Genomic DNA, 4927 nt, shown 5'->3' with positions numbered 1-4927 from the left:
GGTGACGGTGATCCCGGCGAGCCTCGGGCTGCCGCCCAGCTTCACCGTCCATGACGAGCTGTCGGGCGAGCGCTTCCAGTGGCGGATCGGCCACAACTACGTGGCGCTCACCCCGGGGGTGCGCCAGGCGCACGTGCTCCGGGTCGAGCGATGAGCGTTGGACCTTCGACCTTGACGCACCTGCTGGCGCGAGAGTCGCGCGCGGGCGGCGCCGGCGGCGGCGCGCCCGGAGCCGCGACGGGCGCGACCGCCGCGCCCAACCAGGCCTACCAGTGGTTCGAGGCCGAGCCACTGTGGTTCAAGCGCGCGGTCTTCTACGAGATCCACATCCGTGGCTTCTTCGACGGCAACGGCGACGGGTCGGGCGACTTCCGCGGGCTCACCGAGAAGCTGGAGTACCTCCAGTGGCTCGGGATCGACTGCATCTGGCTGCTGCCCTTCTACGAGTCACCGCTGCGCGACGGCGGCTATGACATCTCCGACTTCACCCGGGTACACCCCGACTACGGGACCGTGGCCGACGTCCAGGAGCTCATCGAGGCCGCCCACGCCCGGCGCATTCGCGTGATCGCCGACCTGGTCATGAACCACACCTCGTCAGATCACCCCTGGTTTCAGGAGAGCCGCACCGGCGGCCCCAACGGCCCCAAGCGTGACTGGTACGTGTGGTCTGACACCGACGAGCGCTACCAGGACGCGCGCATCATCTTCACCGACACCGAGGTCTCCAACTGGACCTATGACCCGGTGGCCGGCGCGTACTACTGGCACCGCTTCTTCTCCCACCAGCCCGACCTCAACTACGACAATCCCGAGGTCCACGAGGCAATGTCAGGCGTGCTGCGGTTCTGGCTGGACATCGGGCTCGACGGCTTTCGCCTGGACGCGGTCCCCTACCTCTACGAGCGCGAGGGCACGATCTGCGAGAACCTCTCCGAGAGCCACGCGTACCTCAAGAAGGTCCGCACGGAGATCGAGGAGACCTACCCCGACCGGGTCCTGCTGGCCGAGGCCAATCAGTGGCCGGCCGACGTCGTCGAGTACTTCGGCGACGGCGACGAGTGTCAGATGTGCTTTCACTTCCCGGTGATGCCGCGCATGTTCATGGCGGTCCGCCGCGAGGAGGCCACTCCGATCTACGAGATCCTCGAGCGCACGCCGGCCATCCCCGGCAACTGTCAGTGGGGCCTGTTCCTGCGCAACCACGACGAGCTGACCCTGGAGATGGTCACCGACGAGGAGCGCGACTACATGTACTCCGAGTACGCCAAGGACCCGCGGATGAAGCTCAACCTGGGCATCCGCCGGCGCCTGGCGCCGCTGCTGGACAACGGGCGCGATGAGATCCAGCTCATGACTGCGATCCTCTTCAGCCTGCCGGGCTCTCCGGTTCTCTACTACGGTGATGAGATCGCGATGGGAGACAACATCTTCCTCGGCGACCGCGACGGCGTGCGGACGCCCATGCAATGGACCGGGGATCGCAACGGCGGCTTCAGCCGGGCGGATTTCGCCCAGCTCTACGCCCCGCCGCTGATGGATCCCGTGTACGGGTTTCAGGCGGTCAACGTCGAGGCCCAACTGCGCACGCCGACGTCGCTGTTGCGCTGGATGCACCGGTTCATCGCCCTGCGCAAGGAGCATCCGGTGTTCGGACTGGGGACCTACGAGCCGATCGAGACGTCCAACCCGAGGGTCTTCGCGGTGCTGCGGCGCTTTGAAGAGGACACCGTCCTGTGCGTGCACAACTTGGCGCGCTCGGCGCAGGCGGTGGAGCTCGACCTGTCCGCTCACGAGGGCCGGTATCCGGTGGAGCTGTTCGGTCGCAGCCGGTTCCCCCGGATCGGCGATCTGAGTTACCTGCTGACGCTCGCGCCCCGCGGCTTCTTCTGGTTCCAGCTCGTGCAGGAGGGGGAGGACGCGATCGGATGACGGAGCGCGTGACCAACCCGGCGGGCTCTGAGATCGATCGCCTGGACCCCGAGAGCGTGGCGGAGTGGCTGGAGGCCCAGCGCTGGTACGCCTCCAAGTCGCGACACGTCACCGGGCTGCAGATCGAGGAGAGCGTGACCATCGCCGACGCGCCGCCGCTGATCGTCAACCTCGTGCAGGCGCGCTTTGCCTCCGGCAGCCACGAGCTCTACCAGCTTCCGTTCGTGCTCCTGGCCCCCGATCAGGTGGGCAGCCGGCCGGTCGTCTGCGCCACCGAGGACTGGACGGCCGTCGATGCCGTCGCCGATCCCGAGCTGGTGCGCGAGCTGATGCGCCAGATGGACGCCGACAGCACGCTGGAGGGCGCGAACGGCACCTTCCGCTTCCAGCATGTCGAGGTCAGCGGCCAGCTGCCGTTGGAGGCGCCGGTGCGCCCGATGGGGGTCGAGCAGTCCAACTCCTCGATCGTCTTCGGCGACGAGACGGTGCTCAAGGTATTCCGGCGCCTGGAGCCCGGCATCAACCCCGAGCTGGAGGTGCTGCAGTTCCTCACCCGCCGGGAATTCGCCAACATTGCGCCGCTGCAGGGCTGGTACGAGTACGAGGGCAGGTCGTTCCTGGCGACGCTCGGCGTGGCGCAGCGCTTCTTCGCCGACGCGGTCGGCGGCTGGGAGCTGGCCCTGGACCAGATCGCCACCGACCCCCCGGCCTTCCTGGCCGAGCTCGCCGGCCTCGGGACGGTCACCGCCCAGCTGCACAACTGCCTGGCCTCCGACGCCTCAGACTCCGCCTTCAGCCCCGATGAGCCCAGCGCCGAGTCGATGTCGCTGCTCACCGCGACGATCGATGAGGACATCGAGCGCGTCTTTAACCGCCTGCCCGACGACGAGCGCGTGGCCGCCATCGCCGGTCGCGGCCAGGACGTCCGAGAGCAGATCGCCATGCGCGCCCAGACCGGTATCGGCGGCCGGGCCATCCGCACCCACGGCGACTACCACCTCGGCCAGACCCTGCACCGGGCGGGCGGCCAGGGGTGGGTCATCATCGACTTCGAGGGCGAGCCGGCCCGCCCGCTGTTCGAGCGCCGCCAGAAGCGCAGCCCCCTGCGCGACGTGGCGGGGATGCTGCGCTCGCTGGCCTACGCCACCTCGGCCGCCGAGATCATGCGTGGGGTTCCGGCGCCCGGCCAGTTCGAGGACCAGGCCCGCGCCGTCTTCCTGGAGCACTACTTCGCCGCCATCGACCCGGCGCTGCTGCCCGGAGGCGAGACCGCCATCGCCAACATGCTGGCGATCTTCGAGCTGGAGAAGGCCATCTACGAGCTTCAGTACGAGCTCGACAATCGACCGGATTGGTTGCCCATTCCCGTGGCGGGTATCGCTCGCCTCTTGGAGACCGCATGACCACCACCATCGCCAAAACCGATCTCGATGCTCTCGTCCGCCGCGAGCACCCTGAACCCCACGCCATCCTCGGCCCCCACGCCTCAGAGGGCGGCGTCGTCGTCCGCGTTCTGCGGCCCTCGGCCGAGTCGGTCACGCTCAAGCCGAGCCGCGGCAAGGGTGTTCCGATGACCGAGATTCACCCGGGCGGCATCTTCGAGGCCGAGATCGACGGCGCCGAGCTGCCGCTGAGATACAAGCTCAAGGTCGACTACGGGTCGGGCGGGAAGTTCAGCATCCAGGACCCCTACGCGTTTGCGCCCACGATCGGCGAGCTGGATCTGCACCTGATGGGCGAAGGGCGCCACGAGGAGCTCTACGACCGTCTCGGTGCCCACGTCATCGAGGCGGGCGACCCACCCACCCAGGGCACGGCGTTTGCGGTGTGGGCACCGGCCGCCCGCGCGGTGAGTGTCGTCGGCGACTTCAACTCCTGGGACGGCCGGCTGCACGCGATGCGCTCGATGGGCTCCAGCGGCATCTGGGAGCTGTTCCTGCCCGACGTCGGGGCGGGTCAGCGCTACAAGTACGAGATCCTCACCCAGGACGGCGAGATCCTGCTCAAGGCCGACCCCTACGCCCAGGAGACCGAGGTCCCACCCAAGACCGCCTCGGTCATCCACGTCCCGGGCCACCCTTGGTCAAAGAAGGACGCCAAGTTCCTGTCGGACCGGGGCAAGCACGAGCCGCTGTCAGAGCCGGTGTCGATCTACGAAGTGCACCTCGGCTCGTGGCGGCTGAACTCGCTGGAGGAGAACCGCCCGCTCACCTACTCAGAGCTCGCCGACGAGCTGTCGACCTACTGCGAGGACATGGGGTTCACCCACGTCGAACTGCTGCCCGTGATGGCCCATCCCTTCAGCGGCTCGTGGGGCTATCAGGTCACCGGCTACTTCGCCCCCACCCCCCGCTACGGCTCGCCCGACGACCTGCGCGCCTTCATCGACAAGATGCACGCCAGAGGTATCGGCGTCCTCCTGGACTGGGTCCCGGCACACTTCCCGCGCGACGAGTTCGCGCTCGCCCGCTTCGACGGCACCGCGCTCTATGAGCACGCCGACCCGCGCCGCGGATCGCATCCGGATTGGGGCACCCTGGTCTTCAACTTCGGGCGCTACGAGGTCCGCAACTTCCTCATCTCCAACGCGCTGTTCTGGCTGCGCGAGTACCACGTCGACGGCATCCGGGTCGACGCCGTGGCCTCGATGCTCTACCTGGACTACTCGCGCCGCGAGGGCGAGTGGGTGCCCAACCAGTTCGGCGGCCGCGAGGATCTCGATGCCGTCGCCTTCCTCAAAGAGCTCAACGAGGTCATGTACGGCCACGAGACGGGGATCATCTCCGCGGCCGAGGAGTCCACGGCGTGGCCGGGCGTCTCGCGCCCCACCTACCTGGGTGGCCTGGGCTTCGGCTTCAAGTGGAACATGGGCTGGATGCACGACACGCTGGCCTACTTCCAGCAGGACCCCATCTACCGCCGCTACCACCATCACGAGCTCACCTTCAGCCTCATGTACGCGTTCAGTGAGAACTTCGTGCTTCCGCTGTCCCAC

General features: G+C 67.9%; 3 protein-coding genes. All 3 read left to right on the top strand.

Annotation, left to right across the window (positions count from 1 at the left end):
• The first annotated feature begins 150 nt into the window (after positions 1-150).
• A complete protein-coding gene (gene treS / locus VGF64_04300) occupies positions 151-1932 on the top strand; it encodes a maltose alpha-D-glucosyltransferase (protein HEY1633955.1) in 1782 nt (593 codons plus the stop codon).
• Entirely contained in the window at positions 1929-3335 is a 1407-nt protein-coding gene (locus tag VGF64_04295) for a phosphotransferase (GenBank protein ID HEY1633954.1), read from the top strand. The genes treS and VGF64_04295 overlap by 4 nt, the downstream gene beginning before the upstream one ends.
• On the top strand, positions 3332-4927 hold a 1596-nt coding region (glgB, locus tag VGF64_04290; GenBank protein ID HEY1633953.1), incomplete at its 3' end, for a 1,4-alpha-glucan branching enzyme. The genes VGF64_04295 and glgB, both read left to right, overlap by 4 nt.

This window comes from Acidimicrobiales bacterium (genome assembly GCA_036491125.1).
Taxonomy (GTDB): Bacteria; Actinomycetota; Acidimicrobiia; order Acidimicrobiales; family AC-9; genus AC-9.
Note: the sequence above shows the minus strand (reverse complement) of the source record. Positions and strands in the feature narration are given on the sequence as shown.